The sequence below is a fragment of the Streptomyces sp. NPDC055078 genome (assembly GCF_053607985.1).
The window spans coordinates 1-3,901 of record NZ_JBSGUP010000739.1; the positions used below are offsets into that span (position 1 = coordinate 1).

General features: G+C 71.7%; 4 protein-coding genes. All 4 read right to left on the reverse strand.

The features are described 5' to 3' along the window. Positions 1-96: 96 nt before the first annotated feature. Genes ACWF94_RS35770 through ACWF94_RS35785 form a run of 4 tightly spaced genes read right to left on the reverse strand, consistent with a single transcriptional unit; the run spans position 97 to position 3,716 of the window. Positions 97-1,341, reverse strand: a complete 1,245-nt coding sequence (locus tag ACWF94_RS35770; RefSeq protein WP_453498492.1) for a cytochrome P450 family protein — start codon at positions 1,339-1,341, stop codon at positions 97-99. Further along, a complete protein-coding gene (locus tag ACWF94_RS35775; protein ID WP_453498494.1) occupies positions 1,338-2,495 on the reverse strand; it encodes an amidohydrolase family protein in 1,158 nt (385 codons plus the stop codon). Before ACWF94_RS35775 ends, ACWF94_RS35770 begins: the two co-directional genes overlap by 4 nt. Next, positions 2,485-3,381, reverse strand: coding sequence for an NAD(P)-dependent oxidoreductase (locus ACWF94_RS35780; protein WP_453498497.1), 897 nt, complete (start codon positions 3,379-3,381; stop codon positions 2,485-2,487). The genes ACWF94_RS35775 and ACWF94_RS35780 overlap by 11 nt, the downstream gene beginning before the upstream one ends. Beyond that, a complete protein-coding gene (locus ACWF94_RS35785) occupies positions 3,378-3,716 on the reverse strand; it encodes an antibiotic biosynthesis monooxygenase family protein (protein WP_453498500.1) in 339 nt (112 codons plus the stop codon). Before ACWF94_RS35785 ends, ACWF94_RS35780 begins: the two co-directional genes overlap by 4 nt. Between the last annotated feature and the right edge of the window lie 185 nt (positions 3,717-3,901).

Consider the following 3,901-nt stretch of genomic DNA (forward strand, 5'->3'; position numbering starts at 1 on the left):
TTCGTCAGTGGGTACGGTCTCTCGGTCGAGGGCGCCGCCGCCGCGGACCGGGCGCGACCGCACCGGACGCGACCGCCCCCGTACGGCCCTCGCCGGTCAACGGGAGGCGGGATCGAGGACGACGGGCAGCTCCACCAGGCCGCGGAAGGCGGGGAACGGCACCTCAAGCCAGGACGCCTCCCGCGCGGGGTCGGCCAGGGCCATCCCGGGGAACCGGTTGAACAGCCCGGTGAGCGCGAGCTGGGTCTCCAGTCTGGCCAGCGACGCCCCGAGGCAGTAGTGCACACCGTGCCCGAACCCGAGGTGGACGCTCTGGGTGTTCGGCGGGCGTGTCACATCCAGTTCGTCCGGCAGCGCGAACTTCAGCGGGTCACGGTTGGCCGAGTTCAGCGCGATCTGGACCAGTGCGCCCTTCGGGATGCGCGTCCCGGCGATCTCCACATCCTCGGTCGCGTAGCGGAAGGTCGCGCTCTCCACCGAGCCGTCGAAGCGCAGCAGTTCCTCCACGGCCTGCCCGATCAGCCCCGGGTTCTCCCGCACCGCGCGCAGTTGCCCGGGGTGGGAGAGCAGCTGGTAGACGGAGTTGCCGATGAGATACGCGGTCGTCTTGTGACCGGCGAACATCAACAGGAACGCCGTGGACACCAGCTGCTGTTCGGTGAGGGGACCCTCCTCGTCCCGGGCGGCGGTGAGCGCGCTGAGCAGATCGTCGCCGGGACGGCCGCGCTTACGGGCGAGGAGTTCCGTGAAGTACGCGTGCAGGCTCTCCTCCGCCCGCTGCTGGGCCTGCTTGGCCTCCTTGCCGAAGCCGGTGTGCGCCACCGTGGTGGACCAGCTCTGCACATCCGGCCGGTCCTCCGGCGGTACGCCGAGCAGCTCACAGATCACGATGATCGGCAGCGGGAACGCGAACGTCGGCAGGAGGTCGACCGGCTCCCCGGTCGGGCAGTCGTCCAGCAGCGACTCCACGACCTCCCCGATGTGCGTCCGCAGCGACTCCACCCGGCGCGGGGTGAACGCCGAGCCGACCAGCTTGCGCAGCCGGGTGTGCTTGGGCGGGTCGGCGTTGAGCATATGGTCGTCCAGCGCCACCGACGAGTCACCGAAGATCCTCCGGTAGGCGTCGAGTGCCCCGTACATGTCCTTGCTCAGCCGGGGATCCGTCAGCGCGGCCCGTGCGTCGTCGTACCGCGTGATCAGATAGGTGTCGATGCCGTGCGGCGGGCGCATCGGGCAGACGGGTGCCGTCTCCCGTAGGTGCTCGTACACCGGATAGGGGTTCCGCCGGAACTCGGGTGTGCAGCGTGATGCCTCGGCCGCGGGATCGTTCACGGTGGTCACGGACGGCTCCTCAGATCGAAGACGGCCTCGGCGTTGCCGCCGAGGATGAGCTGCTGGGACGCCTTGTCGATCGGCAGCTTCTCGATCATGCGCATGAGTTCCTCCAGCGGCACGGACAGCGGCGGTGAATCGGTGCCGAACAGCATCCGTTCGGGGCCCAGCACCTCGGCGTTCAGACCCAGATGCGCCGGGCTGAAGGTGCTGGTGTCGACGTACATACGGCGCAGCGCCGCGGCGGGGTCGGCGGACGGAGGCGCCGGAGGCGCCTGGGCCACGGGCGCGTGGGCCACGGGAGATGCCGGGGCCGCCCCGCCACCGGACGGCCGGGGGTCGGGGGCCCGACCATCCGACGACCGGGCAGCGGGCCCCTGGCCGGACGGCTGCCCGGCATCGGGACGCGGGCCGGAAGGAGGCGCGGCAGCGGGACGCGAACCGGAAGGTTGCCCGGCAGCGGCGCGTGGATCGGGCGGCGGTGAGGCGCCCCCGCCCCAGTGCCGGGGGCGTGCCGCCGTCTGCAGGCGCTCCGGGAGCAGCGCCAGCGCGCCGCCGCCGGTGGAACCGATCAGCCGCAGCCGGGGATACTTGTCCAGCCACCCGGCGAAGGCGATCATGGCCATGCTGAGCGAGATGTCGCTGAACCGGCCGACCTGCTCCACAAAGCCGAGGTGCTCGACCCCCTCGGTGCCGATCGGCTCGGCCGGCGCGTGCACCAGGACGGGCACCCCCGCCTCGGCGGCCAGCGCGAAGAAGGAGTCGGCCCGAGGTGAGCCGAGCAGTTCGCCATGGACGCTGGTGGTGGTGATCAGGCCGACGAAGGCCGGGTCCGCCAGGGTCTCCCGGACGCCTTCCAGATGGTCGTCGTCGCCGAACGGGTTGGCGTACACATAGCCGCGCAACTGGTCCGGGAAGGTGCCGATCAGACCGGACATCCAGGCGTGGAACCGCCGCAGCCGGTCCCGGGGCTGCGCGTAGTTGTCGACGCCCGGGACCCGTGCCATCGCGCCGGCGCCGACCGGGCTGCCGATGATGGTGAGATCGATTCCGGCCCGGGCGCGGGCGGCGAGCATGCCGTCGACGTCGGTCAGGCTGGGCGGCATCGGGAAGTGCTTGGCCGCCTCCGGTGGGGACAGATGCCCATGGATGTCAATGATCATGAGGAGTTCCCGCGTTCGGTGTGAGTGCGTGGCTCACCGCGACACAGTCCTCGTCGCCGTGTCCCAGCTCGGTGGCGCGGACATGGGTCCGGGCGGCGGCGGTGGCGAGCGGCAGCACCAGTCCCGCATCGGCGGCCTGGTCGGCGGCGAGCAGCAGGTCCTTGGCCATCAGGCGCAGCCGGAAGTCCGGCTGGTCGAAGCGCCCGGCCGCCAGGCGCCGTGACTTGAACGCCATGACCGGTGAGGCGAAGCCGCTGCCCGCGATGGTGGTGAGGGCCAGTTCGCGGTCCAGGCCGGTGGCGGCGGCCAGTTCCACCGCCTCGGCCAGCGCCTGCACCTCGATCCCCATCAACAGGTTGAGGAGCAGCTTCATCCGCATGCCCGAGCCGAGCGCGCCCAGGTGGACGACCTGCTTGCCGAGCAGTTCGAGCAGCGGGAGCCCCGCGGTGAAGACCCGCTCCTCGCCGCCGACGAACAGCCGCAGCTCACCGGTGCGGGCGTGCTCGCGGTTGCCCAGCATGCCGACGTCCAGGACTGATCCGGTGTCCTCGGCCAGGCGGACGACCTCGTCGGGGGCGACCGTCCCCGCGCAGACCAGCGCGCCGGGGTAGGGCCCCTGGGCCAGGACACCGTCGGGTCCCCGGAGTACGGCGGTGAGCGCGTCCCCGTCGGCCACGGTGCAGATCGCGGCGCTCGTCCCCTCGACGGCGTCGGCGGGGTGGGCCGCGGCGAAGGCTCCCGCGCGGGCGAGCGGTTCGGCCCGCTCGGCGGTGCGGTTCCAGACGCGTACCCGGATGCCCTGGTCGAGCAGGCGGGTGGCCAGCCCGGCGCCCATGGTGCCGAGACCGAGGACAGCGACGGGGCCGGGAGCCGGGGCGCGGGTCATGACTTGGCCCCGACGGTCTCCTGCACGACCCGGTACCGCAGCGACTGGGTCTGGTCGACCCAGGCGCGCAGCGGGGCGAGCAGGGCCTGGTGGTCGTCGCCCCGGAGCCAGTCGAAGAAGTGCTCGGGGGTCTCCCACTCGCTGGTGATCACCCACTGCCGGGAGTCGTCGATCGGTTCGCCCAGCCGGTCGATGATGTGTCCGGGGACGCCTGCGACGGACTTCCTTATTCGGTCGTAGACCTCACGGAATCCCTGCTCGCCGCCCTCGACGACGTGAACCGCGTACACCACGGACAGCTTGTCGCCCGAAGGGCTGTTCGTCTCGGTGCGCATCTCTCCTCCAGACAGTGAGATCGGACATGGCACGATTCCCACGGACTCATGGCGGCTGTGGCGACGCAACTCCGAGGTGCGGACGGCCCAACGGGGACAAAGGGGGCCCCCGATTTCGCTGGGCTGGTCGAGTGAGCAGGCCCGTCCGGGGGTCTTGGGGCGGACCGTACGGGCCGGCGCCCGCC

What these genes read in the sequence shown, in the direction of transcription:
- ACWF94_RS35780 (WP_453498497.1), bottom strand. Translation starts at nt 3,381, where the DNA reads ATGACCCGCGCCCCGGCTCCCGGCCCCGTCGCTGTCCTCGGTCTCGGC.
- ACWF94_RS35785 (WP_453498500.1), bottom strand. Translation starts at nt 3,716, where the DNA reads ATGCGCACCGAGACGAACAGCCCTTCGGGCGACAAGCTGTCCGTGGTG.
- ACWF94_RS35775 (WP_453498494.1), bottom strand. Translation starts at nt 2,495, where the DNA reads ATGATCATTGACATCCATGGGCATCTGTCCCCACCGGAGGCGGCCAAG.